22 protein-coding genes are annotated in these 24207 nt (G+C 70.0%); 15 read left to right on the top strand and 7 right to left on the bottom strand.

The window, feature by feature from the left end:
- Window position 1: 1 nt before the first annotated feature.
- Window positions 2-196, top strand: a complete 195-nt coding sequence (locus P0Y41_RS07525) for a hypothetical protein (RefSeq protein ID WP_284060773.1) — start codon at window positions 2-4, stop codon at window positions 194-196.
- Between the two features lie 83 nt (window positions 197-279).
- On the opposite strand, the gene P0Y41_RS07520 is transcribed toward P0Y41_RS07525, so the two are convergent.
- Both P0Y41_RS07520 and P0Y41_RS07515 read right to left on the bottom strand, forming a co-directional pair.
- Entirely contained in the window at window positions 280-1965 is a 1686-nt protein-coding gene (locus tag P0Y41_RS07520; protein ID WP_284060772.1) for a GAF domain-containing protein, read from the bottom strand.
- A 120-nt stretch (window positions 1966-2085) separates the two neighbouring features.
- Window positions 2086-3630 (bottom strand): heme-binding protein, encoded by a 1545-nt coding sequence (locus P0Y41_RS07515; protein WP_284060771.1) that lies wholly within the window; start codon window positions 3628-3630, stop codon window positions 2086-2088.
- Between the two features lie 152 nt (window positions 3631-3782).
- On the opposite strand from P0Y41_RS07515, the gene P0Y41_RS07510 reads away from it, so the two are divergent.
- Both P0Y41_RS07510 and P0Y41_RS07505 read left to right on the top strand, forming a co-directional pair.
- Window positions 3783-4301, top strand: coding sequence for a GNAT family N-acetyltransferase (locus tag P0Y41_RS07510; protein ID WP_284060770.1), 519 nt, complete (start codon window positions 3783-3785; stop codon window positions 4299-4301).
- A gap of 94 nt (window positions 4302-4395) precedes the next feature.
- The gene (locus P0Y41_RS07505; RefSeq protein ID WP_284060769.1) at window positions 4396-6186 is read left to right on the top strand and encodes a site-2 protease family protein; all 1791 of its coding nucleotides are present in this window, start codon (window positions 4396-4398) and stop codon (window positions 6184-6186) included.
- A 27-nt stretch (window positions 6187-6213) separates the two neighbouring features.
- On the opposite strand, the gene P0Y41_RS07500 is transcribed toward P0Y41_RS07505, so the two are convergent.
- The 3 genes from P0Y41_RS07500 to pyrH form a co-directional block, all read right to left on the bottom strand.
- Window positions 6214-6807: a PadR family transcriptional regulator gene (locus P0Y41_RS07500; protein ID WP_284060768.1), complete on the bottom strand. Its 594-nt coding sequence runs from the start codon at window positions 6805-6807 to the stop codon at window positions 6214-6216.
- Window positions 6808-6962: 155 nt separating this feature from the next.
- On the bottom strand, window positions 6963-8663 hold the full coding sequence (gene lysS, locus P0Y41_RS07495) for a lysine--tRNA ligase (protein WP_284060767.1): 1701 nt from the start codon (window positions 8661-8663) through the stop codon (window positions 6963-6965).
- Window positions 8660-9376, bottom strand: coding sequence for a UMP kinase (pyrH, locus tag P0Y41_RS07490; RefSeq protein WP_284060766.1), 717 nt, complete (start codon window positions 9374-9376; stop codon window positions 8660-8662). The genes lysS and pyrH overlap by 4 nt, the downstream gene beginning before the upstream one ends.
- A gap of 162 nt (window positions 9377-9538) precedes the next feature.
- Between pyrH and P0Y41_RS07485 the strand changes: the two genes are divergently transcribed.
- From P0Y41_RS07485 to P0Y41_RS07475, 3 genes are all read left to right on the top strand, one after another.
- A complete protein-coding gene (locus P0Y41_RS07485; RefSeq protein ID WP_284060765.1) occupies window positions 9539-10381 on the top strand; it encodes a molybdopterin synthase in 843 nt (280 codons plus the stop codon).
- A gap of 315 nt (window positions 10382-10696) precedes the next feature.
- Window positions 10697-10963 (top strand): DUF7123 family protein, encoded by a 267-nt coding sequence (locus P0Y41_RS07480; RefSeq protein WP_284060764.1) that lies wholly within the window; start codon window positions 10697-10699, stop codon window positions 10961-10963.
- Between the two features lie 200 nt (window positions 10964-11163).
- On the top strand, window positions 11164-12300 hold the full coding sequence (locus P0Y41_RS07475; RefSeq protein WP_284060763.1) for a site-2 protease family protein: 1137 nt from the start codon (window positions 11164-11166) through the stop codon (window positions 12298-12300).
- A 78-nt stretch (window positions 12301-12378) separates the two neighbouring features.
- On the opposite strand, the gene thiL is transcribed toward P0Y41_RS07475, so the two are convergent.
- On the bottom strand, window positions 12379-13266 hold the full coding sequence (thiL, locus tag P0Y41_RS07470) for a thiamine-phosphate kinase (RefSeq protein ID WP_284060762.1): 888 nt from the start codon (window positions 13264-13266) through the stop codon (window positions 12379-12381).
- Between the two features lie 210 nt (window positions 13267-13476).
- Between thiL and P0Y41_RS07465 the strand changes: the two genes are divergently transcribed.
- The 7 genes from P0Y41_RS07465 (at window position 13477) to truA (ending at window position 19516) form a co-directional block, all read left to right on the top strand.
- A complete protein-coding gene (locus P0Y41_RS07465; protein WP_284060761.1) occupies window positions 13477-14505 on the top strand; it encodes a lysylphosphatidylglycerol synthase transmembrane domain-containing protein in 1029 nt (342 codons plus the stop codon).
- A 106-nt stretch (window positions 14506-14611) separates the two neighbouring features.
- Window positions 14612-15067 carry a 30S ribosomal protein S19e gene (locus P0Y41_RS07460; RefSeq protein WP_284060760.1) on the top strand — a complete coding sequence of 152 codons (456 nt, stop codon included), beginning with the start codon at window positions 14612-14614 and terminating at the stop codon, window positions 15065-15067.
- Between the two features lie 185 nt (window positions 15068-15252).
- Window positions 15253-15609, top strand: coding sequence for a DNA-binding protein (locus P0Y41_RS07455; protein WP_284060759.1), 357 nt, complete (start codon window positions 15253-15255; stop codon window positions 15607-15609).
- A 7-nt stretch (window positions 15610-15616) separates the two neighbouring features.
- Window positions 15617-16207: a DUF7411 family protein gene (locus P0Y41_RS07450; protein WP_284060758.1), complete on the top strand. Its 591-nt coding sequence runs from the start codon at window positions 15617-15619 to the stop codon at window positions 16205-16207.
- 102 nt (window positions 16208-16309) lie between these two features.
- Window positions 16310-17221, top strand: coding sequence for an EamA family transporter (locus P0Y41_RS07445; RefSeq protein ID WP_284063318.1), 912 nt, complete (start codon window positions 16310-16312; stop codon window positions 17219-17221).
- A gap of 145 nt (window positions 17222-17366) precedes the next feature.
- Complete coding sequence (hisS, locus tag P0Y41_RS07440) at window positions 17367-18683, top strand: histidine--tRNA ligase (protein ID WP_284063317.1); 1317 nt, start codon at window positions 17367-17369, stop codon at window positions 18681-18683.
- A 5-nt stretch (window positions 18684-18688) separates the two neighbouring features.
- Complete coding sequence (gene truA / locus P0Y41_RS07435; protein ID WP_284063316.1) at window positions 18689-19516, top strand: tRNA pseudouridine(38-40) synthase TruA; 828 nt, start codon at window positions 18689-18691, stop codon at window positions 19514-19516.
- Between the two features lie 14 nt (window positions 19517-19530).
- Here truA and P0Y41_RS07430 read toward each other — a convergent pair whose 3' ends face one another.
- Window positions 19531-20859 (bottom strand): M28 family peptidase, encoded by a 1329-nt coding sequence (locus tag P0Y41_RS07430; RefSeq protein WP_284063315.1) that lies wholly within the window; start codon window positions 20857-20859, stop codon window positions 19531-19533.
- Window positions 20860-21027: 168 nt separating this feature from the next.
- Between P0Y41_RS07430 and P0Y41_RS07425 the strand changes: the two genes are divergently transcribed.
- Together P0Y41_RS07425 and pepF are read left to right on the top strand one after the other, a co-directional pair.
- Window positions 21028-22104, top strand: a complete 1077-nt coding sequence (locus P0Y41_RS07425) for a class I SAM-dependent methyltransferase (RefSeq protein ID WP_284063314.1) — start codon at window positions 21028-21030, stop codon at window positions 22102-22104.
- 170 nt (window positions 22105-22274) lie between these two features.
- A complete protein-coding gene (gene pepF, locus P0Y41_RS07420) occupies window positions 22275-24077 on the top strand; it encodes an oligoendopeptidase F (protein WP_284063313.1) in 1803 nt (600 codons plus the stop codon).
- Window positions 24078-24207: the final 130 nt, after the last annotated feature.

The following is a 24207-nucleotide window of genomic DNA, read 5'->3' as shown; positions in this document are numbered from 1 at the left end:
CGTGACCGACGACAGAACCCGGCAGTACGCGCGCCGCCTCGCCCGGCTCGCCGGCGGCACCGCCGTCGTCCACGTCGCGCTCGCGTGGCTCGTCTACCGCGACGCCGTCGACCGAGACGTGTCGGGCCCCCGCTGGGCCGCGTTCACGCTGATCGGCGGCCTGTTCGGCCTCGCGGGCTACCTCCGGCGACGCTGACGCGCCGTTCGACCCCTTCACTTCGCCTCGAAACCCACGTACTGCGGCGCTGTCCTGTCGGTATCGTTCACTTTCACTCCGCATCACTCCTCGACGACGACCTCGAACCGAGCGCCGCCGTCGGCGGCTTCTGTCACCCGGACGGACCAGCCGTGGGCGCCCGCGATCTCCGCGACGATGGCGAGACCGAAGCCGGTGCCGTCGTCGGCCGTCGTGTGGCCGCGATCGAACACCGCGTCGCGGCGCTCCGGGGGGATCCCCGGGCCGTCGTCGGCGACGTAGAACCCGCTTCCCTCTCCGTCGGGGCCAGTGCCGCGCCCACCGGAGCCGCGACCGTTGGAGCCGCGATCGGCGGTTTCGCGACCGCCGCTGTCGCGCTGATCCACGTCGCGGCCGCCGCCGAGGCTTCCGACGGTCACGACGACGTCGCCGCCGGCGTGTTCGACGGCGTTGCGGACGAGATTCTCCAACAGCTCCCGTAGCCGGGACGCGTCGGCATCGACGTAGCCGACGCGGTCGCCGACCGACAACGACCCGCCGCCGTCGACCGTGTGCCACACGTCGGTGACTGCCCGCTCCAGCGACACCGGCTCGGTGTCGCCCACCGACCGCCCGGTGCGCGCGAGCGCCAGCAGGTCCTCGATGAGGTCCTCCATCCGTTCGTGTGCGGTCTCGATCCGGCCGATGTGCGGGCTGTCGCACTCGTCGTCGAGCAGTTCGAGGCGGCCCTGGGCGACGTTGAGCGGGTTGCGGAGATCGTGTGAGACGACGCTCGCGAACTCGTCGAGGCGCTCGTTCTGTCTGGTGAGGTCGCCCTCGCGCCGGCGGACGAGCACCTCTCGCTCGGCGCGGTCGAGCGCGGCCTCGACGGTGTCGGCGAACAGTCGCGCCAGCGCGACGTCGCGCTCGTCGAACCGACCGGGGCGCGTGCTCCCGGCGAGAAAGACGCCGTGACCGCCCAGCGGCATCACCAGCGCGCTTCGGATCGCCGGCTCGGGTGTCGTGCCGCCGAGCGACACCCGTCCGTCGTTCCGGTGGGCGGGTTCGCCCGACTCGAACACCTGCCACGCGAGCGAGTCCGCTGACAGCTCCGGCACCTCTCCGAACAGCGCTTGCGCCTCGCTGGTCACGCTCACCGGGACGAGTCGGCGGCCGTCACTCGATTCGAGATACACCGCATTCAACCGCAGGTCGAGCACCTCGTGGGCGGTGTTCGTCGCCGACGCGGCGACGGCGGCGCTATCGCGAGCCTCCATCAGCTCCCCGGCCGTCTCGTGGAGGCCGTTCAGCCGCGCCTCGCGCTCGATGGCGTCGAGCGCAACCGCGGCGTGCTCGCCGAGCAACTCGACCAGTTCGAGACACACGTCGCGGGCGTCGGTCGGCCGCTCGTGTCCGGCGATCAACACGCCGTGATCGGGTATCGGAACGACGATCCCGCGACGCGGCGCTGCCGGGCGGTCCGCCTCGACACCGAGGCGGAGGGGATCGTCCCGCTCGTACACTCCGTACACCTCGTCGCCGGGGACGTACGTCGGCGGGTCGTTCTCGAAGCGCTCGCGGACGGCGTCGGGGTACGCCATGGGAACCAGCCCCGGGCCGTCGTCGCCACGGAGGTGAACGCCGGTCAGCGTGTAGCCCAGGACGCGCTCGCTCACGTCAACTACGGCCTGACACAGCGCCGGCCGGCTCTTCGCGCGCATGAGATCTCGCGTCGCCGCGTACAGCGACCGAAGTCGATCGTCGTCGCCCGCGGCCTCGTCGGCCGTCATTACCGATCCGTCTCGCCAGGGTCGATATAAACCCCGGTCCGCAGGCATCAGCTCGGATATTTTGAGGTGCCGTCCGATGCTACGTCGTCTGGTGGTTCTCCGGGAGGGCCGCCCCCGGTATCACGCCAGGAATACGTGGCGCGGGCGATCCGCGAGCACGTCCCGGCCCCACGAGACCGTGTCGCGGAAGTCGTCCGAGCGGAAGAAGCCCATCGCGTCCTCCTTGGAGGCCCACTGGCTGGCGATGAACATGTCGTTCTCGTCCTCGCGGTTCACCATCAGGTCCGTCTCGTGGTGGCCGTCCATGTCGTCGAGCACGCCGCCGACGACGTCGAACTTCTCGACGAAGTCCTCGCGGTAGTCGGGCTTGACGGTGTAGAACATCCCCATCGTCCCGAAGCCGGACTCCTCGCCCGCACGCTCGACGATCCCCGGGAGCTCCGAGAGGAAGCCCGCGGCCGTCTCGGCGGCGCTTGCGGTCTCCCAGATGCTCACGACCGCCGCGCGGTCGGCCTCGTTCCCCTCGTAGACGGCCGTCTTCACGTGCGTGCCGTAGTGGTCGAAGTTCTTCCGTAGACCGTCGACTTCTCCGAAGAGCTCGTCCGCGTCGGCCTCCGAGTACAGCACCGTGGCGAACACGTCTTCGCCGTGGGGCTTGCCCGCGTAGATGTCCAGGTCCTGCAACTCGGACCGGATGGTCTCCTCCTCGTCGTTCCCGTCGTCGCCGTGATCACCGTCGCCACCGCTGTGGTGGCTGTCGCCGCCGGACTCGCCGTGACCGCCGTGGTGACCGCCGGCGTCGTCGCCGTGATCGTGGCCGTGCTCGCCGTGGGCGTCCGACTCGCCGTGCGGGCCGCCGTGAGCGGACTCACCGTCGCGTTCGCCCGCGGGAACCTGCTCGCCGTCGAGATACGCACCCAGGTCCGTCGGCGGGAAGCGCCGCCCCACGTAGAACGGCCCGAACTCGCCGTACTTCGCCGACGCCTCGTCGAAGCGCATCTCGTAGACGATGTCTTTGATGTCGGCGGGGTCGCCGCCGAACAGCGTGACGCCCCACTCGTAGTCGTCGAACCCGACCGACGAGGCGATCACCTGCTTGATCTTCCCGGCGTACTCGCGACCGATCTCGCCGTGGGCCGACAGGAGGTCGGCGCGTTCGTCGTACCCGAGCGTGTACCAGTTCTGCTCCGCCTCGCGCTTTCGGCTCATCGGGTAGAAGGAGACGTACTCGTCGTCGGGGAACTCGGGCTTCAGTTTCCCCTCGATGTACCGGCGGATGCCCTCGTCGGTCTCCTCCTCGCCGTCGTCGAAGTAGCTGTCCGAGACGTAGTCTGAGACCTCCGTCACCGACACGTACGAGGTCGACTGCTCGGTGAACTCCGCGAGCGCCGTCGACTCGAAGCGACGCTCGGCCGCCGATAGCGCGTCCAGCGTCGGCCGGAAGTGGACGATCATGAGGTCGGCCTTGTGCCCGAGCACGGAGAACACGGCCGAGGCGCCCTCCTCGGCGTCGACGACGCGCTCGTGCTCCTCGAGGTACGAGACGCCTTCCTCGACGGCGGCCTCGCGCTCGCGCTCGGGCGCCGAGCGCCACGCGTCCCAGTCGACGGTCCGGAAGTCGTGCAGCGCGTACCAACCCTCTTCGGTGCGTGGGGGCTTCGCCATGCGCGCAGTTCGAGTGGAAGGGGCTTGTGGCTTGCGTCACCGCGGCGGCGACGCGGTGTTCGCTCGTCGCCGCGACCGAACGCTGTCTCGACCGACCGGCGCCGACCGCCGCGACCGATCCTCTCTTAGTCGACTCCGTGGGATCGGCACACGTGACCGACTACGTGATCCGGTCGGCATCGGCCGTGTCGGCGTCGCCCCCGGAGCTGGCCGCGCTCTACCGCGCCGCCTACGGCCCCCTCGCCGAGATAGGATTCCCGTCGAGCGCCGCCGAGACGGACGCTACCGACGTCCGCTCGTGGCTCGCCGACCGGGAGTGCTGGGTTGTGGTCGACGCGGCCGACGCTCCCGCCGCCGATGCTCGTTCCGCGGCCCCCGCGGGCGTCCCGGTCGGTGCGGTCCAACTCCGCGAGCGACCCGGGTGGCCCTGTCCGGAGGTGTGCCGCCTCGCGGTCCGTCCGGCCCACCAGCGCGAAGGGCTGGGCGCACGCCTTCTGGATCACGCGGAGGGCGTCGTCGCCGATCGCGGGCACGACCGCGTCCGGCTCCGCTCGTTCACCGATCACCCGTTCCTTCTCGAGTGGTACGCCGACCGCGGGTACGAGCGGGTCGGTCTGCAGGAACTTGACTCGCGACCGTTCGACGCCCCCGTGCTCGAGCGGCGGTTGTGAGCGCCCGCGGGGCCCGCCCCACGCCCGACGGATACGCCGCCGGGGCCGCGGTGAGACCCGAACCCCTTTGGCCGCCGGAGACTTGTCCCCGGTAATGAACACGCTCCTGTGGGTCCTCGTGGGAGCCCTCGCGTACTCAGTCGTCCTCATGGCGCTGTACACGCGCGGGTACCTCCCGGACGCCGTGCGCGTCCAGGGGCCGCTGACGACGATCCACACCCAGCGCGGTCGCGCGTTCCTCAACTGGCTCTCGGGGCCCAGGCGCTTCTGGCGCGCCTGGAGCAACCTCGGCGTCGGCATCGCGGTCGTCGTCATGGTCGCGATGTTCGCGTTCCTCGTGTGGTCGGCGCTCGCGACCCTCCAGAACCCCGTCCAGACGCAGGCGAACGAGCCCTCGAACTTCCTCATCATCCCCGGCCTCAACGACTTTCTCCCCCCGGCGGTCGCCCCCGAGATCGTCCTCGGGCTCCTGATCGCGCTGGTCGTCCACGAGGGCGGTCACGGCCTGCTGTGTCGCGTTGAGGACATCGACATCGAGTCGCTCGGGCTCGTCCTCCTCACGGTCATCCCCATCGGCGCGTTCGTCGAACCCGACGAGGAGAGCCAGGCGAACGCCGACCGCGGCGCCCGCAGCCGGATGTTCGCCGCGGGCGTCACGAATAACTTCGCCGTCACCGCCGTCGCGTTCGCGCTGTTGTTCGGCCCGGTGATCGCCTCGATCACTCCCGCGGCGGGGCTCGCCGTCGGCGGCGCCTACGCGGGCGCCCCGGCCTCCGACGCCGGCATCGAGGGCGGCGATCGGATCACCGCCGTCGGCGGTACCGAGGTCGCGGACTCCGCGGCGTTCGAGTCGGCGCTCGCGGCGACCGAGGACCCGTCCGTCGAGATGACGGTCAACGGCGAGGAGACGGTCACCGTCGACAGGCGCGTCACCGTCGTCGGCGCCGTCGAGGGGAATCCGCTCGGACTGTCGGTCGACCCCGACGGTGACGCCGCGCAGATCACCGCCGTCAACGGCACCGAGGTCCACACCGTCGCCGCGTTCCGCGAGGTCGCCCGCGAGCACGAGGTCGCCCGCGTCTCCACCACGGAGGGCGAGGTCACCGCGCCGCTGGGCGCGTACGTCACGAACGTCTCCGCGGAGGGCCCGCTCGGCTCCCAGACCGACCTCTCGGGCACGCTCACCGTCACTCGGATCGACGGCCAGCGGATCCTCGACTACGACGACCTCGACCGCACGCTCTCGGGCGACGCGTACGACGCCGGCGACACGGTGGCGCTGCGGGTGTACGCCGACGGCCAGTTCCGCGAGGTCGACGTCGAACTCGGCGGGACCGACGAGGACCCGCGCGTGGGGGTCGTCGTGACCCGCGGCGTCTCCGGCGTCGTCGTCGACGACCTCGGTGTCCAGCGCTACCCGGCGGAGGCGTACCTCGCGCTGCTGGGCGGCGACGCCGACGGCCTTCCGCCCGGACTCGGTGGCATCGCGGGGACGCCACTCGGGCTGGTGTACGCCGCGCTGTTGCTCCCGCTGGCAAGCGCTGTCTCCGCGGCGCTGCCGTACAACTTCGCGGGGTTCTACGGCGACTTCGCGGGCTTTTACACCGTGACTGGTCCGCTCGCGCCGCTGGGCGAGACACCCGTGTTCCTCCTCGCGAACGTGCTGTTCTGGACCGGCTGGATCAACATCCAACTGGGTATCTTCAACTGCATCCCCGGCTACCCGCTCGACGGCGGCCGGCTCCTCCGAATGGGCGCCGAGGGGCTGGTCTCCCGGCTCCCGGTGTCGAATCGGAACCGGTTGGTCACGACGCTCACCACCTCTGTCGGGCTCACGATGCTGGCGGCGCTGCTGGTCGTCGTGTTTGCGCCCCAGTTCCTCTGAACTCGGCCGAAGCGGGCGTTCGACCTCTCAGGCGTTCGTCCCGCCGTCGGTGGCTGCTTTGTCGGGCTGGTCGTCGTCGGCCGCCTCGTCCTCGTCGGTGTCCGGCGCAGTGGCCTCGCCGTGCCGGGCGTGGAACTCCTCGGGCGTGTCGGGGATGCGCTCGAACTCGCCGAAGTCGCGCTCGTGGTGCCGGATGACCTGCTCGGCGATCCAGCCCGAGTACTCGTCGTCGAAGTGCCAGTCGTCGTCCGACGGGTCGACGTGGAAGCGCTCGTCGGTCGAGAACGCGACGTACATGTGGTAAAAACCCAAGATCACGTCCGCGAAGTCGCGGGCTTTCCCGCCGACCTCGCGCCGCTTTTCAGTCAGGTGTTCGCGGCCCTCGTCAGTCAGTGCGAAGTACTTCCGGTCCGGTTCGTCCTCGCGTTCGATCCGCTCGGCGTAGCCCTCGTCCTCGAACTTGTAGAGGATGGGATAGACGGAGCCGTACGACGGCTCCCAGTGGCCTCCGCTGATGTCGGTGATCTCCTTGAGGATCTCGTAGCCGTAGCGCGGCTTCTCCTCTAAGAGCTCCAGCACGATGTACGAGATGAGGCCACGCGGGGGGCCGCTCTTCCGCATTACCCGACAGTTTCGCCGTCACTCACTAAGGGTTTCGGTCCCCGAAACCTCCGCTGACTCACCGGTCAGTTCGTCTCGCGGGCGATCTGTGTTTTCCCAGCTTCGAACGCGCGTGAACGTCGGCCCGAGGCGTTCGCCTCGGGCGGCCTCGCTACTCACGCCTCCCGGCGGAGCCGCGCGACGACGAAGTCGCGCTCCAACTCCCCGAGGAACTCGCCCAGCCGCGGCCCCTGCGTCTCGTCGAAGAAGAGCCGGTAGCCCGCCGAGAAGAAGTCGCCCACGTCTACGTCGTGGCGCCGGGCGGTCTCGTAGATCTCACCCTGTATCTCCTCGCCGTCGTGTCCCTCTGCGACGAAGTCGGCCAGGTCGTCGAGGGCGGTCCCGACGGCGTCGCCGAACTCGTGGTCGGGGAGCGCCGACTGGAGCCGGTAGTTGTACTCGTTGTCGCAGCGCTCAGCCCACCTACGGGCGCGCTCGACGCGGTCGAGGGCGTCCTCGATGGCCCACTCCGGCGTCTCGTCGGTGAAGTGCCCCTCGTCTTTTGCCAACTGGATACGGAACTCGCGGTCGTCGACCATACCCAGCACCGCCGCGAAGGTGTATGGCAGACGGACGCGGCCCGCTCGCACTTCGTCGACGACGAAGGGGTACGCCCGCTCGGCGAACGCCGTGAACCGCTCGTCGGGGTCGGAATCACCGAAGTACGCGCGCTCGAAGCGGTCGAACTCGTTGACTAACTGGTCCAGGCGCTCGATGTCGAAGTCCTTCGCTTTCTTCGGGGTGCGCGCGAAGAAGTAGCGCAACACCTCAGGTTCGATGAGGTCGAGCACCTCCTGAACGGTGACGACGTGGCCCTCCGAAGACGAGAGCGACTCGCCGTTGAGCGTGAACCACTCGTACACCATCGGCACGGGCGGCTCGTTCCCGAGCACCTCGCGGGCGATGTCGACGCCGCTGGGCCACGAGCCCTCCGCGTGGTCCTTCCCGAACGGCTCGAAGTCGACGCCGAGCACCTCCCACTGGGCGGGCCACTCGAAGCGCCACGGGAGCTTCCCTTCGCGGAAGGTTGCGACGCCCTCGCAGCCACAGCCCTCCATGAACCGATCGCCGGCCTCGATGCCCGAGCAGCGGTAGTGGACCTCGCGGGCGTCCACGTCGACCTCGGTCACGTCCTGCGTGAGCATGCCGCACTCGGCACACTGCGGCATGAACGGGACGTAGTCCTCGTCGACCTTGTCCTGGTAGCTTCCGAGCGTCTCGCGAGCGGCGTCGGCGTTGCGGAGGACGCGCTCGACCACGTCGTCGAAGGCCCCCTCGGCGTACAGCTCCGTGTTCGACACCATCTCGACGGGGATGTCGAGCGCCTCGGCGTCCGCCTCCAGCAGCGCCGCGAAGTGCGCCGCGTAGGAGTCGTGGCCGTCCTCGAACGGGTCGGGGATGTCCGTGTACGGCTTCCCGAGGTTCTGACCGAGCGCGCCGGCGTTCACGTCGCCCAACTCGACGATGTTGCCGTCGATGTCGGCGAGCTTGCGCGGGAGCTTCCGGAGGGCGTCCTTGTCGTCGCTGGTGAACACCTGTCGGACCTCGTGACCGCGCTCGCGAAGCACCGCCGCGACGAAGTACCCCCGGATGATCTCGTTGAAGTTGCCGATGTGGGCGATGCCTGAAGGCGAGACGCCGCCCTTGATCACGATCGGCTCGTCGGGCTCGCGCGCCTCGATCTCGTCGGCGACCTCGTCGGCCCAGAAGGCGCGGTGTTCGCTCGCCCCCTCGTCGCTGCCGCGTCCGCCGACCGCGTGGGGGTCGATGGCGGCGGAGTCGTCGTCGGTCCCGGGTTCGGTGGGTTCGCTGCTCATCGTTGCGCCCAGTACGACGGCTCCTTCCCGCCGGCGGGGATCACGTCGGTCCCGGTGTGCTCGCCGCGCAGGACCGCGTTCTCGACCGCCTCGGGGTCGTGGCCGTCGAGCACGACCGTCCGCATCCCGGCGCGCTGGATCAGCTTCGCCGCGAGCAGGTCGACCGGCGCGGAGGCGCCGGCGTCCCGGCTCATCGGGACGATGACCTCGACCAGTTCCTCGGGGGTCATCTCGGCGAACTGCGTGGCCGACTCGTCGACGTTTGGGTCCGCGTCGTAGATCCCGTCCGCGCCCGTCGCGTACACCAGGAGGTCGGCGTCGACGTACTCCCCGAGCGCCGCCGCGACGGCGTCCGTCGTCTGTCCGGGCGTGACGCCGCCCATCACCGACACGTCGCCGCGGCGGATGGCGTCTGCGGCCTCGTCGTAGTCGTGGGCCGGCGACGGGTCGACGGACGAGCCCAGCGCCGTGATGAGCAGTCGGGCGTTCACCCGCGTCACGTCGATGCCGAGTTGGTCCAGTTGGACCTCGTTGGCGTCCAGATCCCGGGCCGCGCCGATGTACTCGCGCGCGACGCCGCCGCCGCCGACGACGACCCCCAGCTCACACCCCTCGTCGACCAACCGCTCGATGGCGTTCGCGTACGCCGCCACGCGTCCGGCGTCGAGCTCCGGCGCGAGGACGCTCCCGCCGAGCGACAGGACTACTCTCATTGATCTCGCGTACCGCCGTTTCGCTCTTAAGGCTCCCGAACCGGCCCCGTTTCGGGTCCTCTCAGGCGATACGGGTGAGCGCGCCGCGGTCGGCCACGTCTCGACCGCCCACTAACCGCGACGAGGCGAAGGTCTAAGCCGCTTGCTCGCTGTCCTTCCGATATGCACGCGCTCTCGCTTGTCGGTCCTGACGTGGCCGATCTTTTGGCCCCGCTGTCCGCGCGACTCGACGGTCGTGTGGCGACGATCAGGCGCGACGACGACGAGACGACCGCCCGAACGACCGCGCGAGCCGTCGATGTGGACGGTGAGAGCGACGAGTCCGGCGATCTGGGAACCGGTCCCGGCGCGGCGTACCGACTCAACAACGACGGCGCGTGGACCGGTGCTGGCGCCGGTGAGACGTTCCCCGAACTTCTCGACCGTCTCGCCCCCGACTTCGACTACGCGCTCGTCGCCGGCTTCTCGAAGCTCCGACTCCCGACGGTCGTCGTCGGCGACGACCGGGTTCCGGGCGACGTGGTCGCGCGCGTCGACGATGCGGACGATCTCGCGGTCGGCGACCTCGTCGACCACCTCGAGAACGCGGAGCCCCACGTCACGCTTAAAGCGCTCGTCGACGAGGCGAAAGCGAGCGCGGAGGCTGACCGGGCGGGGGCGATCGCGACGTTCACCGGCCGCGTCCGTGCGAAAGATTCCTCCGACGACGACCGCACCGAGGCCCTGGAATTCGAGAAGTACGAGGGCGTCGCGGCCGACCGAATGGCACGCATCGAGCGCGAACTGACGGAGCGCGACGGGGTGTTCGACGTACGGATGCACCACCGCGTTGGCGTCGTCGCCGACGGCGAGGACATCGTGTTCGTCGTGGTGCTGGCGGGCCACCGAACGGAGGCGTTCCGAACCGTTTCGGACGGGATCAACCGCCTCAAGGACGAGGTCCCCATCTTCAAAAAGGAGACGACCGAGTCCGACGAGTTCTGGGTCCACGAACGCTCGTCCTAACGAGGGCCCTCTCGATCTGCGGTCCGACCCCGGCCGATCCCGGTCCGTCGTCGCCGCGCGCGGCCTTGTCCGAAATTAATACAGGCTGTTAGATGTGAATATAGTGGAGTCACCTCCGGGTTGACCGACAACTCCTATGGACCTTCTGAGTTCTTTAGAACCGTTTATGAATAATATAGGACTCGCTAAAAGAGTCGTGAAACGTTTTACCGCCGTCCGTTCACGGCAGAAATCTCCTGAACGGGGGCGAATCGCACTCAACGAACTCGACTTTATATACCCTCAGGTGTCCGTAGGAGGAATCGAGGTGACACAATGAGCGCAACCGTGCAACCCTCCGACACCGACCGCGCCTCGACCGACACCGTCTCCAAGGAGGAGCGTCTCGCGACGTTCCTGCGCGAGAAGGCCGAGGACGGCGAGCTCTACTTCAAGAGCAAGTTCATCGCCGACGAGGTCGGCCTCTCGGCGAAAGAGATCGGCGCCCTGATGGTGAAGCTCAAGGACTCCGCCTGCGGGCTCTCCATCGAGAAGTGGTCGTACACGTCGGCGACCACCTGGCGCATCGAGCCGGCGAACTGACGAGCGCGACCAGACGCCCCCGAATCGGTCCCCGACGCACGGGTGGTCCCCGCTCCCGCGCACCGACCGTTTCCTGCGGCCGATCCATCCCGTTTCGCCATGGATCCGTTCTCGACGCCGTCCCACATTCGTCGTGATCCCGCTGCCGCCATCAGCGCCGGCGCCGAGGACTTATCAGCGTTCGCAGCGAACGTCCGACGATGAGTGAGGCGGCCGCAACCGACCACCCTCGCCCCCCCGAACTCGACGCAGTCTTCCACTGTTCGGAGGTCCGGCGCGACGACGACCGGATCCTCTATTACGGCATCAGCGACGTGGGTGAGCGCGAACTCGTCCGTCGCGTCTGGCCGGCGTTCCGCGAGGCCGGCTACGAAGTACAGGCCGTCACTACCGACTCCGGACTCGACGTGCTCGTCGCCCGTCCGTACTCCGACGGGCTCGAGGCTATCCCTTGGTTGAACGTCGCGCTGTTGGCCGCGACGGTCCTGTCGACGCTGCTCGTCGGCGCGACGGCGTGGTACTACGTCCCCCTGTCGACGATCCAGGAAACCCCGCTCGCCGTGCTCCAGGCATGGCCGTTCACGGCGGCCGTGCTCGGGGTGTTGCTGACGCACGAACTCGGCCACTACGCACTCGGACGCTACCACGGAGTCGACGTGTCGCTCCCCTATGTCATCCCGTTCATCCTGCCGTTCGGAACGATGGGCGCGATCATCCGCATGCGCGGACAGATGCCCGACCGCGAAGCGCTGTTCGATATCGGCGTTGCGGGTCCGCTCGCCGGACTCGCCGCGACCGTCGTCGTCACCGTCATCGGGCTCTCGTTGGGGCCGTTCGCGGTCCCGCCGTCGGTGCTCGGCGGCGGCGGGCAGGTCATCGTCTTCAACAACCCGCCGCTGCTCGACCTGATCGCCGCGGTATTGAACCAGCCGACCGGCTACTCCGACCCCACACAGACGGCGCACCCGGTGATCATGGGCGCGTGGGTCGGGATGTTCTTCACCGTCCTCAACCTCCTTCCGGTCGGCCAACTCGACGGCGGTCACATCGTCCGCGCGATGGTCGGACAGCGCCAGGAGACGGTCGCGGCGGCCGTCCCCGCCGCGCTGTTCGGCATCGCCGCGTACCTCTACTTCGTCCGCGATCTCGGGCTCAACGAGTCTGTCGGCCTGTGGGCCTTCTGGGGACTGTTTTCGGCGTTCATCGCCTACCGCGGCCCCGCGAACCCCATCGACGACTCCGCGCTCGGCCCGAAGCGGATCGCCGTCGGCGTGCTCACCTTCGCCTTGGGGCTCTTGTGCTTCATGCTCGTCCCGATCCAAGTGACGACGATCTGAGGATGGGTCTTCGACGGCCGACCGCGGCCACCCAGGCAGGCTGTTCCCACGTCGCCGCGCTCGCGACGTCGCCAGCGATCACTCCCCCGCGTGCCCGTATCCGCGGTTCGGAAGAGGTTCGCCGCCCATCCTGACGCCGTCCCAGGTCACGTTTCCGATCACGGTGATCGGCGTCGGCGAAGCCGCGCGAGCGTCGTCGACGGCGTCGCCCGGGAGCGTGAACACCAACTCGAAATCCTCGCCGAAGAACAGTGCGGCCTCCTGACGCTCCTCGGAGTCGTCGAATGCGTCCGCGACCGCGTCGTCGACAGGGACGTACGACTCGGTGATATCCATCCCCAGATCGCTCACGCCGCTCGCCTCGACGAGTTGGTGCAGCGAGCGCGCGAGTCCGTCACTGGAGTCCATCATCGCCGTCGCGTACGGGCGCAGCGCGGCGCCGGCGGCGACCCGGGGGGTGAAGCGGAACAGCTCGTTCCCGCGGTCGGCGTCGCCGGTCTCAAACGCTCTGATCGCGGCCGCGCTGCGGCCGAGCGCGCCGGTGACGCACACCGCGTCCCCGCGCGTTGCGCCGCCACGCCGAACCGGGTCGTCGGTCTGCCCGAGCGCGGTCGTCGCGACGGTGAACTCGCCGTGGTGGTCGAGGTCGCCACCGACGTACTCGGCGTCGACCGCGTCACACACCTCGCGAGCGCCGCGCACGAAGTCGTCGACCTCGTCGGGATCGAACCGCGGCGCCCCGTAGGCCGCGACGGCCGCCTCCGCGTCGGCCCCCATCGCGGCCACGTCCGACAGCGAGGCACCGACCGACCGCCAGCCGGCCGTGTAGCGATCGACGCCGGCGGGGAAATCGGTCGTCTCGTGGAGCATGTCGGTCGTGAGCACCCGGTCGCCGACGACCGCGCAGTCGTCGCCCGCGCCAGGGAGTGTGTCAGCCAGCCGGGCGAGCGCCTCGCGTTCGTCCATCGACGCCCCGTTTCCGCGCCGACACCTACGGTGTTTCCCTTCGCGGCGACGCAGCCGGCCTCGATCTGGTCCGGTCCAGTCCGATCCGATCTGACCCGGTCCGATCCGACACGATCCGGCCTGTCTGGACCGAGGATTCGGCGACGGGTCCACTCGCCTGTCTCCGCTGTTTTCGGAGGCTTGAAGCGGACGCCGGGCGACCGTCCGGGCATGGATTCGGACCAGCTACGCGCCACCGTCGTCGGGTTTCTCGGCGCGTTCGCGGTCCTCGGCGCGCTCTTGTATCTCGTCGGCGTCGGCGACCTCCTCGACGTGCTCCGGGGCGCCTCGCTGGACACGGTCGCGCTCGTGATCGTCGTCACGCTCGGGTGGCTCGTCGCGTGGTCCGTCGCGCTCAGGACCGTGCTCGGCGTGCTCGGCATCCAGCTGTCCGTCGTGCGATCGTTCCTCGTGTTCAGCGGCGCGATGTTCTCCAACAACGTCACCCCGTTCGGGCAGGCCGGCGGCGAACCGGTCACCGCGCTGCTCATCGCCAAGGTGGCAGACACGGAGTACGAGCGCGGACTGGCCGCCATCGCCAGCGTGGACACGCTCAACTTCGTCCCCTCGATCACGCTCGCGCTCGTCGGCGCGGCGTACTTCGCGACCGAGACGACGTTCGGCACCCGCCTCCAGTTGGCGACCGGCGTTGTCGTCGCGCTCGCGCTCCTCGTCCCGGGGCTCGTCTACCTCGGTTGGCGCAACCGCTACGCGCTGGAGCGTCGTATCGTCGCCGCGTTCGTCCCGCTCATCCGCCGGATCGCTCGCGTGGTTCCGGTGTTCGCTGCGCCGACCGAGGAGTCGGTCGAGTCGCGGATCGGCCACTTCTTCGGCGCCATCGAGCGGGTCGCCACCGACCGAACGGGGATCGCCGTCTCGCTGGCGGCCTCGACACTCGGCTGGATCTTCCAGATGATCGCGCTGTATCTCGCGTTCCTGGCGATCGACCAGCCCGTCCCGTTCTCGGCGATGCTGTTCGTCGTCCCGATGGGTGCCATCGCCGGCGTCACGCCGCTGCCGGGCGGCGCCGGCGGCATCGAGGCCGTGCTCGTCGCCGTCCTCGCCGCGCTTCCCTCGGTGCCCGTATCGGCGACGGCGGCCCTGGGCGCCGTGGTCATCTATCGCGGCGCAGTCTACTGGGTGCCGGTGATAATCGGCGGGACCGTCGTGAGCGTGATCGGCGCCGACAGTGTCGGCTGACTCCGGGCGCGGCGAGGCGAACGGCCGATCGCACCGATCCCGTGGACGCCTCACACGCGAGGGGTGATACGACGGCTTTAAACGGAACGACGGTGAAATCGCCCGTATGGTTACCCTCTACGACGTCCCGGCGGCGGACCTCATCGACGAGGTCGCCGCTCGACTGGAGGATCGCATCGAACAGCCGGAGTGGGTGCAGTTCACCAAGTCCGGGCAGGACCGCGAGCTCCCGCCCCAGCAGGAGGACTTCTGGTTCCGCCGCGCCGCCTCGCTGCTGCGCAAGGTCGCCGACCGCGGGCCCGTCGGCGTCGAGCGCCTCGCCACCGAGTACGGCGGCGCCAAGCACGGCTCGAACCGCTACGTCGTGAGCCCCCCCGAGCACGAGGGCGGCTCGCGCAAGATCATCCGCGTCGCGCTCCAGCAGCTCGAAGAGGAGGGCTTCGTCGAGACCGCCCAGGGCGAAGGTCGACGCATCACCGACGAGGGCCGCTCGTTCCTCGACGAGGTCGCCGGCGAGGTGCTCGAAGAGCTCGACCGTCCCGAGCTCGAGCGCTACGCCTAAGTCGGGTCGACGAACCGTAGTCCGCGTTTTTCGACGACCGACCCCTCGGCGGTGCAGCCGCGCCCTCACCCAACCCGTGAAGCACCGCGGTCGGGGCGGGTTCGGCTGCCCGGCCCGGTCGCGGTCGCGCGCGCCGGTGACCACCCACAATCGTTTTGACCGCTCGCCGGCAACTTTCATCCGACATGAGCGAGACTCCGGACGACGAGCGGCTGGAGGAACTGCGCGAGCAGAAGCTGCAGGAGCTGCAAGACCAAGCACAGGGCCAGGGGCAGGGCGACGCGGAGGCCCAGCAGGCGGCCCAAGAGCAGGCCGAGCGCCAGCAGGAGGCGCTGCTGAAGCAGTATCTTACCGACGGCGCGCGCCAGCGGCTCAACGCCGTCGAGATGAGCAAACCCGACTTCGCCGCGCAGGTGAAACAGCAGGTCACCTCGCTGGCGCGCAGCGGCCGGGTGAACGGCCGCATCGACGAGGACCAGATGAAGGAGCTGCTGCGCGAACTGCAGCCCGACCAGAAGAGCTTCGACATCCGTCGTCGCTGACGCACGCGTGGACCTCGCGCTCTGCTACAGCGGCGGGAAAGACTCCTCGCTCGCCGCGCTCGTCCTCGATCGCTTCTACGAGGTGACGCTCGTCACCGCTCACTTCGGGGTGACCGAAGACCACGAGCACGCCCGACGTGCGGCCGAGGCGTTGGGCTTCCCGTTCGAGACCCACGACCTCGACCCCGAGGTCGCCCACGAGGCGGTCGAGCGGATGCGCGCGGACGGCTTCCCCCGCAACGGGATCCAGCGCGTCCACGAGCACGCCTTGGAGTCGGTCGCCGGTCGCGACGTGGACGCCGTCGCCGACGGCACCCGCCGCGACGATCGCGTACCCTCCATCTCACGGGCGTTCGCCCAGTCGCTGGAGGACCGCCACGGCGTCGACTACATCTCACCGCTCTCGGGATTCGGTCGCGGCGCCGTCGACCGGCTCGTCGACGAGACGCTGGAGGTGGAGTCCGGTCCCTCCGAGGAGGTGCCGAAGGCCGACTACGAGGGCGAACTCCGCGCTCTGCTCCGCGAGGTGGGCGGCGACGACGCGGTCGCCGAGGTGTTCCCAGCGCACGAACAGACGTACGTGCGCGGGACGCGCTGACCAGTCACGGTCACCCCGCAACCGGTCGCGATCCCCCGCCCTGTCGGCCGCTATCCTCGCCGTCATCCGCGCCGTTTTTACCCCCGACCGTCGACCCCGAGTGTGTCCCCGATCGCCGCGCCGCTCCAACTCGTCGCTCCCGGAATCGGCGTCGCCGTCGCGGCCGCGGTGCTGTGGGGCGTCTACCTGTTCGCACTGAAGCGCTACGTCGCCGGCGTCCCCGCGACGGTGCTGACGGTGCTCGTGAACGCCTGCGCGCTGGCGTGGTACGCGCCGGTCGTCGCGACCCGCCTGTCGCCGTCGTCGCTGCCCGACCCCGCGATGCTGGGCGCGCCCGCGGTGCTCGCGCTGGCGGGGGCGGTGCTGGGCGTCGGCGTCGGCTTCGTCCTGTTCGTGAACGCGCTCGCGCTCGGAGAGGTGTCGTACGTCACGCCGATCAACAAGGTCGTCCCCGTGTTCGTGCTCCCGCTGGAGCTGCTCTTGCTGGGCGCCGACCTCCCGGCGCTCGCGTTCGTCGGCATCGCCGTCGTCACCGCCGCGGTGTACGTCGCCAACTACCGCGGCGGCGACCCAGTCGAGCCGCTCCGGCGCGCGGTGACGGCTCGCCCCGCGCAGCTCGCGTTGCTGTCGGCGGTTGCCTACGCCGTCGGCGACGTGGCCAAGCGCGCGGTCCTCGACCGGGTCGGCCTCCCGCCGGAGGCGCTCGTCGTCGTCGTGCTCGGCGGGGTCCTCCTCGTGTTGCTCCCGCTGGCCGTCCGCGACTGGCGCGGCCAGCGCTCGTGGGAGACGCCGGCGCCGACGTTCCTCGCGCTCGGACTCCTCGTCGCCGTCGCCGAACACCTCACGAGCGTCGCGTTCGCCGCGTTACCCGCCAGCATCGCCTCGCCCGTGATCAACACGCAGGCCGTCGTCGCGGTCGTGCTCGGCGGGGTGATCCTCGGCGAGCGGCGGCTGGGGGCGCGGCTCGTCGCCGCCGCGCTCGCGGTGTGTGGCGTCGGTCTGCTCGCGGTGTGACCGGCGGAGGCGGGCGGCCGGATGCGACCGGGTTGTCGGCCCGCGAGCCCGCCCGAACTGAGGCGACGGGGGGACCGACGGCGCGGTCGGCGAGCCGACCGCGAACCACGGGGGTTAACGTCCCGGACCCGCGACGTACCCGCTAATGCCCACCTACGAGCGCCTGAAGGGGTTCCGCGACTTCTACCCCCCCGAGATGGCCGTCCGTCGGGAGGTGACCGACACGCTGGAGTCGGTCGCGCGCGGGTACGGCTTCCGCGAGATCGACACCCCCCGGCTGGAGCCGGCGGAGATGTGGACCGACAAGTCCGGCGACGACATCGTCGACGAGCTGTACGCCTTCGAGGACCACGGCGGCCGCCACGTCACGCTCTCGCCGGAGCTGACGCCGACGGTCGCGCGGATGTACGCCGCGAAGGCCCAGGAGCTGTCCAAGCCCGTCAAGTGGGTCTCGACGCGGCCGTTCTGGCGCTACGAGGCCGTCCAGCAGGGTCGCTTTCGGGAATTCTATCAGACGAACATCGACATCTTCGGCTCCGCCGAGCCCGTCGCCGACGCCGAGGTGCTCGCGACCGCCGCGGACGCGCTCACCGAATTGGGGCTCTCGACCGACGACTTCGAGTTCCGCGTCAGTCACCGCGACATCCTCGGATCGCTGCTGCGCTCGTTCGGCGACGACGTGGACGTGCGCGCGGCGATCCGCGCGGTCGACAAGTCCGAGAAGGTCGACGAGACCGAGTACCTCGACCTGCTCAACGACGCCGGCCTCGGCTTCGACGAAGCGCGCGAGTTCGACGATCTGCTTGGCGTCGACGACCCCGCGGACCTTGCCGAGCTGACCGACTTCGCTCCCGACAACGAGGAGCTCGCGGCCGCCGTCGACAACCTCCGGGCGGTCCTCGCGGCCGCCGACGACTTCGGCGTCGGTGAGCACTGCGATCTCTCCCTTCGTACCGCCCGCGGGCTCGATTACTACACCGGCGCCGTCTTCGAGTGCTTCGACGCGACCGGCGAGATCGGTCGCTCCGTCTTCGGCGGCGGCCGCTACGACGACCTCATCGAGGACTTCGGCGGCCAGCCCACGCCCGCGGTCGGCGTCGCCCCCGGGCACGCCCCGCTGGGGCTCCTCCTCGAACGGGCGGGCGTGGCCCCCGACGCGGCGATCGAGACCGACTACTACGTGCTGCAGGTCGGCGACACGCGGCCGACGGCCGCCCGGATCGCCCGCGACCTCCGTGGCCGCGGCCACGTTGTCGAGTCGGACGTCTCCGACCGGAGCTTCGGGGCGCAGCTGAACTACGCCGACTCGATCAACGCCGAGACGGTCGTCATCGTCGGCGAGCAGGACCTCGCGAACGAGGAGGTGACGCTGAAGGACATGGCCTCCGGCGACCAGACGACCGCGTCCGTCGACGAGTTCCCGGGCGGGTTCGACCGGCCGACGTTCGACGACTTCGCGTAGGCCGGATGGCTGCCCGCCGCGCCTACCGCGTCGCCTACGACGGCCGCCCCTTCTTCGGCTTCCAGCGCCAGCCCGACGTGCCGACCGTCGAGGGGACGCTGCTCGACGCGCTCCGGGCGCTTGACGTGCTCGCGCGCGACGCGGACGTCCCGGCCGGCTACGCCGCCGCCGGGCGTACCGATCGCGGCGTCTCGGCGGTCCGCCAGACCGTCGCCCTCGACGCGCCCGACTGGCTCACGCCGCGGGCGTTCTCCAGCGAACTCCCCGCGGGCGTCCGCGTGTGGGCCAGCGCCGACGTGGGCGACGACTTCCACGCGACCCACGACGCCGCCCGGCGCACGTACCGCTACCACCTGCACGCGCCCGGCGCCGACCGCGACCGCGCCCGCGACGCCGCCGCGGCGCTGTCGGGCGAGCACGACGTCCACAACCTCACGAGCGACCCGCGCGGCCCGATCACCCGCCGCGATCTGTCGGTGTCGGTCGACGCCCCTGCCGTCGACGACTTCCTCGTCCTCACGGTCGCCGCCGGCGGGTTCCCCCGCGAGTTCGTCCGTCGGCTGACGACGCTGGTCCGCGGCGTCGCCGTCGGCGACACCGATCTCGACCGGATCGACGAGGTGCTCGACGACGAGCCGATCTCCGGCGCCAGAGGAGTCGCCCCCGCGGCGCCCGAACCCCTCGTGCTCGCGGACGTGTCCTATCCGGACGTCGCGTTCGAGCCCGACCCGGTGGCGGTCGCGACGCTCCGGACGGTGTTCTCCGATCGACGTGTCGACGCGCTCGCCCGGGGCCGAGTGTTCGGCGACGTGCTCGACTCGATACCGGAGTGACCCCCTGAACCGAGCTATTCCCACTCCGCCGGCCACAGCCCGGCGGCCTTCATCCCCGGCTCGAAGTCGGCCTCGCGGAACGCCGCCTCCAACTCGTAGGGGTCGAGCACCGGGACCTCGGTCCCCTCGTCCGCCAGCGTCCGGACCATGAGCGCCGCGAGGACGCCGTGTTCGCGGATACACCGATCGTCGACCTTGTCGCGCGTGTCGGCGTGGGTGTGCCCCCAGCCGCGCCCGCGCTCGCCGCTGGCGGAGTGGAACTGCAATCCCGCCGTCCCTCGGCGGACGAACGGCCACTGGTCGGAGAACGGGTGCGGCTCCTCGCGCACCTCGACCGGCTGGCGCGCCCGGTCGCCCACGCGGCGTGCGACCCGCGCGGTCGCCTCGGAGGTGTGCGTCATCGCGACGAGATCACGGAATCGCCCTGCTCCGTCGAGGTTCACGACCGCTTTCACGGTATCCAAGTCCGTCGTCGCCGCGAGGTGTTCGGAGCCGAGCAGTCCGGTCTCCTCGCAGCCGACGGCGCCGAAGCGGACGCCGATGTCGAGGTCGGCGGCCGCGAGCACTCGCGCGGCGACCAGTAGGGTCGCGATGCCGCAGCCGTTGTCGAGTGCGCCCTCGGCGATGTCGTGGCCGTCGTAGTGCGCGAGCACCAGCACGTCCTCGTCGGTCCGTGGCCCCGTACGCGCGAGAACGTTCTGTGATTCCCCGGACGTGGTCTCCGCTTCGACCGTCAGCTCCGCGGTTCCGCCCCGGTCCGCATACTCCGTGAGCCACGCGCCCGTCTCCTTGCTCACGCCGACCGCGGGGATCGCGGCCTCCTCGCCGAACGTGAGCGATCCCGTCGGCGGCAGCTGGCCCGGGACGTGGTTGACGAAGACGAACGCCTCCGCGCCCGCCTCCGCCGCGGTGCCGAACTTCTCCATCCGGTGGACGAACCGCGAGTTGCCCGGCGTCGTCGTCGACGCGACGGCGATCGCCCCCTCGACGTCGACCTCGGAGATCTCCTCGGGGGTTCCGTATCCCACGTCGACGAGTTCTCCCGACGCCTCGCCCGCGGGGCTGTACGGCAGCGCGATGGCGTCGAACGCGCGGTCGGTCGGCGCAGTGAGCCGAAGCGTCGTCTCCCCGCGGTGCCACTCCGAGGCGTCGAACGGCTGTCTCCGAACGCGCTCGAGCCCGATCTCCTCGAACGCACCAGCGACGAGGTCCGCCGCGCGCGCCTCCCCCTCGCTCGCACCCATTCGACCGCCCAGCGCCGTCAGCTCCGTGATAAACTCCCACGGCGCGGTGTCGGTCCAGGCGCGCCCGACCGCCGCGGCGAGGTCGTCGTCGAGATCCATGCCGCCACGGTCGCCCACCGACGCCAAAAACTCGCGGGTGCGTGTCGCGGGTTGTCGCCCGGTCAATCGGCTTTCATATCGCGCTATTTGATTTACAAACCGACGGCGCGGTTATGCTCATGCGCCCCGATTCCCGAGTATGCGACCGCTCCCACCGGTGAGCGACTGATGCCGATCGTTCCCGGACTCATCGAGCGGCTCGCCTTCCGCGCGAACCTCGTACCGGCGGCCATCCTCGACGTCCACGGCGGGGCCTCGCTGCACGCCGTCGCGCTGGCGGACGAACTCGGCGTACTCGCCGCCCTCGATGGTGTGCGGACGCTGTCTGCCCTCGCGAGCGAGTTGGCGTGCGACGAGGACGCCCTGCGCCGCCTGCTCGACGCGCTCGTCGCGGTCGGGTACGTCGGGCGATCCGGCGACGAGTACTGGCGGACGCGGACGACCGAACGGTGGCTCACCGACGCCGGCGACGCGAACCTCGCGCCGTTCGCGCGGTTCTGGGTCGAGGTGGTTCTTCCGTACTGGCGTGAGCACGCCGCGCGCGCCGTCCGCGAGGGAACCCCGGGCGAGTCGCTGTACGACTGGCTCGGCGACGACGAGGACGCGTGGGCGACGACGCAGGCCGGCTTCCGGTCGGCGGCGTCACTGCTGGTCGACCCGGTCGCTGACGCCCTCGGCGACGTGTCCGGCGCTCGCGTCCTCGACCTCGGCGGCGGTCACGGCGCCTACGCGGTCGAACTCGCGTGCCGCGGGGCGTCGGTGACGCTGGCCGACCGCCCGCCGGCGCTGGAGCCGGCGCGCGAGGCGGCCGCCGACGCGGGCGTCGACGTGACGCTCGTCGGCGGCGACTACCTCGCGGACGATCTGTGGCGTCAACTCGCCGGCGGCGACGCGGACGCAAACGCGGGCTACGATCTCGTCCTCTTGTTCAACGTCCTCCACGGACACGCTGGGAGGGAGGCGGCGACGCTGCTCGACCGCGCATCGGCCGCACTCGCACCGGGCGGTCGGCTCGCGCTCCTCGACCAGTTCGGCCGAGGCGGGAGCTCGTCGGTCGCCGACGTCGGCATCGCGCTGATCGACCTCACGTACCTGATCACCCTCGGTGGCGGCACGCTCGACCCCGACACGGTGAACCGCTGGCTCGGGGACGCGGGGGCGTCCGTCATCCACACGAAGACGTTCCGACGGGCTCCGGGAGTCAAGCTCCAACTCGTCGACGCGCCCTCTCCCGATCGGCACTGAGCGCTCCAGGCGGCGTCGACCGGCGGGGAGCGGTCGATCGATTTCTCGGCTGCTCCCCGTCACGAACGGTGCCGACCTCCCGGTCGGTACCGTCGGCGGGGTCGCTTCCGGGCGATGCTGCCGGGACTGCTTGGCAAGACTTACCACCGCGTACGGCCGAATTTCCGGGCATGAGTTCGGTTCCCGAGCGCGCGGAGATCGACGAGGAGTACAAGTGGAGCATCGACTCCATCTACGCGGACGACGAGGCGTGGGAGGCCGCCTACGAGGACGTCGAGGAGCGCCTCGACGACCTCCGGGCGTACGAGGGTCGCGCGACCGAGAGTGCGGCGACGCTTCGTGAACTGCTCGACACCTACGAGTCCGTGTTCCGCGAGGTGTCGACGGTCACGTCCTACGCCCGACTCCGCTCGAACGAGGACACCCGCGATCAGGAGTACCAGGCGATGTCCTCGAAGGCGCAGGCGCTGTCGGCGGAGGCGTCAAGCGCGTCCAGCTACCTCGAACCGGAGCTTCAGGAACTGGACTGGGACGACGTGGAAGCGATGATGGACGCGGAGCCCGCACTCGCCGAGCACGAGCACTTCTTCGACGACGTGCTGCGGATGAAGCCGCACACGCGTTCGGCGGAGGTGGAGGAGCTGCTCGCGGACCTGAGCGAGGTCACCGGCGCCGCCGGCGAGGCGTACTCGATGCTGTCGAACGCGGACATGACGTTCCCGACCGTCGAGGACCCCGAGGGCGACGAGGTCGAGATCTCCCAGGGCAACTTCACCACGCTCCTCCAGAAGCCCGACCGCGAGTTCCGACAGCGCGTCCACGAGGAGTTCTACTCCGAGTGGGAGACCGTCCGCAACACGGTCGGCACGACGCTCGCCAAGAGCGTCAAGAAGGACGTGAAGATGGCGGAGGCCCGCAACTACGACTCCGCTCGCGAGGCGGCGCTCGACGGCCCGAACGTCCCGGTCGAGGTGTACGACACGCTCGTCGACACCGTCCGCGACAACCTCGACTCGCTGGGTCGCCACGCCGACCTGAAGCGTCGCGCGCTCGGTGTCGACACGCTGGAGATGTGGGACCTTTACATGTCGCTCACAGGCGACGAGGGCCCCGAGATCAGCTACGAGGAGGCGAAAGAACACGTCGTCGAGGCCGTCGCGCCGCTGGGCGAGGAGTACCAGCAGCGCATGGCCGAGGGACTGGAGTCGCGCTGGGTCGACGTGTACGAGAACCGCGGGAAGCGCTCGGGCGCGTACTCGGCGGGCACGTACGACACCCAGCCGTTCATCATGATGAACTACCAGGACGACGTCTCCTCGATGTACACGCTGGCCCACGAGCTGGGCCACTCCATGCACTCGGAGCTGGCGAAGGAGGCCCAGCCGTGGCAGTACGCCGACTACGAGATCTTCGTCGCCGAGGTCGCGTCGACGGTCAACGAGACGCTGCTGACGAAGCACCTGTTGGAGAACGCCGAGTCCGACGAACTGCGGGTTCACGCGCTCGACCAGTACCTCGAACGCTTCCGGTCCACGCTGTTCCGCCAGACGATGTTCGCGGCGTTCGAGCAGGCGATTCACGAGCACGACGAGGCCGGCAAGCCGCTCACGCCCGACGCCTTCGACGAGATCTACGGCGACCTGAAGGCGGAGTTCTACGGCCACGTCGACGCCAACGTCGACGACCACATCCGCCGCGAGTGGATGCGCATCCCGCACTTCTACTACAACTTCTACGTCTACCAGTACTCGACGGGCATCTCGGCGGCCGCGGCCATCGTCGACCGCATCGAAGCGGAGGGCGAGGTCGCCGCCGAGGAGTACCGCACGGCCCTGCGCGCCGGCGGCGCCGAGTACCCGATCGACGTGCTCGACATCGCCGGGATCGACATGACGACCGCCGACCCAATCGAATCGGCCATCTCGGTGTACGACGACTACCTCGACGAGGCCGAAACGCTGCTCGGCCTGTAAGTCGGCAACCCACCCGACCCGCCAGCGACACCTGATCTATCTCCCCGCGGCCGGATCGGTCGACTGGCCGTCTCCTCCGGCGGCGACGCCGTTTTCCGGCTCGACGATGCCGAGGCGAACGCTCCCGCCA

The organism is Halobaculum halobium, assembly GCF_030127145.1.
Classification (GTDB): Archaea; Halobacteriota; Halobacteria; order Halobacteriales; family Haloferacaceae; genus Halobaculum; species Halobaculum halobium.
The sequence above is the reverse complement of the archived record's forward strand: the minus strand, read 5'-3'. Positions and strand labels throughout refer to the sequence as shown.

What these genes read in the sequence shown, in the direction of transcription:
- P0Y41_RS07520 (WP_284060772.1), bottom strand. Translation starts at nt 1,965, where the DNA reads ATGACGGCCGACGAGGCCGCGGGCGACGACGATCGACTTCGGTCGCTG.
- P0Y41_RS07465 (WP_284060761.1), top strand. Translation starts at nt 13,477, where the DNA reads ATGGATTCGGACCAGCTACGCGCCACCGTCGTCGGGTTTCTCGGCGCG.
- P0Y41_RS07460 (WP_284060760.1), top strand. Translation starts at nt 14,612, where the DNA reads ATGGTTACCCTCTACGACGTCCCGGCGGCGGACCTCATCGACGAGGTC.
- pyrH (WP_284060766.1), bottom strand. Translation starts at nt 9,376, where the DNA reads ATGAGAGTAGTCCTGTCGCTCGGCGGGAGCGTCCTCGCGCCGGAGCTC.
- P0Y41_RS07500 (WP_284060768.1), bottom strand. Translation starts at nt 6,807, where the DNA reads ATGCGGAAGAGCGGCCCCCCGCGTGGCCTCATCTCGTACATCGTGCTG.
- P0Y41_RS07455 (WP_284060759.1), top strand. Translation starts at nt 15,253, where the DNA reads ATGAGCGAGACTCCGGACGACGAGCGGCTGGAGGAACTGCGCGAGCAG.
- hisS (WP_284063317.1), top strand. Translation starts at nt 17,367, where the DNA reads ATGCCCACCTACGAGCGCCTGAAGGGGTTCCGCGACTTCTACCCCCCC.
- pepF (WP_284063313.1), top strand. Translation starts at nt 22,275, where the DNA reads ATGAGTTCGGTTCCCGAGCGCGCGGAGATCGACGAGGAGTACAAGTGG.
- P0Y41_RS07425 (WP_284063314.1), top strand. Translation starts at nt 21,028, where the DNA reads ATGCCGATCGTTCCCGGACTCATCGAGCGGCTCGCCTTCCGCGCGAAC.
- truA (WP_284063316.1), top strand. Translation starts at nt 18,689, where the DNA reads ATGGCTGCCCGCCGCGCCTACCGCGTCGCCTACGACGGCCGCCCCTTC.
- lysS (WP_284060767.1), bottom strand. Translation starts at nt 8,663, where the DNA reads ATGAGCAGCGAACCCACCGAACCCGGGACCGACGACGACTCCGCCGCC.
- P0Y41_RS07485 (WP_284060765.1), top strand. Translation starts at nt 9,539, where the DNA reads ATGCACGCGCTCTCGCTTGTCGGTCCTGACGTGGCCGATCTTTTGGCC.
- P0Y41_RS07480 (WP_284060764.1), top strand. Translation starts at nt 10,697, where the DNA reads ATGAGCGCAACCGTGCAACCCTCCGACACCGACCGCGCCTCGACCGAC.
- P0Y41_RS07515 (WP_284060771.1), bottom strand. Translation starts at nt 3,630, where the DNA reads ATGGCGAAGCCCCCACGCACCGAAGAGGGTTGGTACGCGCTGCACGAC.
- P0Y41_RS07430 (WP_284063315.1), bottom strand. Translation starts at nt 20,859, where the DNA reads ATGGATCTCGACGACGACCTCGCCGCGGCGGTCGGGCGCGCCTGGACC.
- thiL (WP_284060762.1), bottom strand. Translation starts at nt 13,266, where the DNA reads ATGGACGAACGCGAGGCGCTCGCCCGGCTGGCTGACACACTCCCTGGC.
- P0Y41_RS07505 (WP_284060769.1), top strand. Translation starts at nt 4,396, where the DNA reads ATGAACACGCTCCTGTGGGTCCTCGTGGGAGCCCTCGCGTACTCAGTC.
- P0Y41_RS07475 (WP_284060763.1), top strand. Translation starts at nt 11,164, where the DNA reads ATGAGTGAGGCGGCCGCAACCGACCACCCTCGCCCCCCCGAACTCGAC.